1 protein-coding gene is annotated in these 532 nt (G+C 36.5%); it reads left to right on the forward strand.

Annotated elements, in window-relative coordinates; genetic code table 11:
• Positions 1 to 498: transposase (locus AB2B50_RS09680; RefSeq protein ID WP_320693333.1), on the forward strand; the 498-nt coding region annotated here is incomplete at its 5' end.
• Between the last annotated feature and the right edge of the window lie 34 nt (positions 499 to 532).

Genomic DNA, 532 nt, shown 5'->3' on the forward strand with positions numbered 1-532 from the left:
CAATTTGAGCGAAAATCTCATGAATACAAGGTTATCAAGCGCTATTGGAAACTCATCCAACAAGATAGCCGTAAACTGAGTGATAAACGTTTTTATCGCCCTACTTTTCGCATGCACTTAACGAATAAAGAGATTCTAGACAAGCTTTTAAGCTATTCAGAAGACTTGAAACACTACTATAATCTCTATCAACTCTTGCTTTTTCACTTCCAGAATAAAGAAGCTGACAAATTTTTCGGACTTATTGAGGACAATCTGAAGCAGGTTCATCCTCTTTTTCAGACTGTCTTTAAGACATTTCTAAAGGACAAAGAGAAAATTGTCAACGCCCTTCAATTGCCCTATTCCAACGCTAAATTGGAAGCGACTAATAATCTCATTAAACTCATCAAGCGAAATGCTTTTGGTTTTAGGAACTTTGACAACTTTAAGAAACGAATTTTCATCGCTCTGAATATAAAAATGGAGAGGACAACGATTGTCCTCTCCAGATGTTAGCTTTTATTCAACCCACTACAGTTGACAAAGAGCC

It is taken from the genome of Streptococcus fermentans (assembly GCF_040888305.1).
In the GTDB taxonomy this organism is placed as follows: Bacteria; Bacillota; Bacilli; order Lactobacillales; family Streptococcaceae; genus Streptococcus; species Streptococcus fermentans.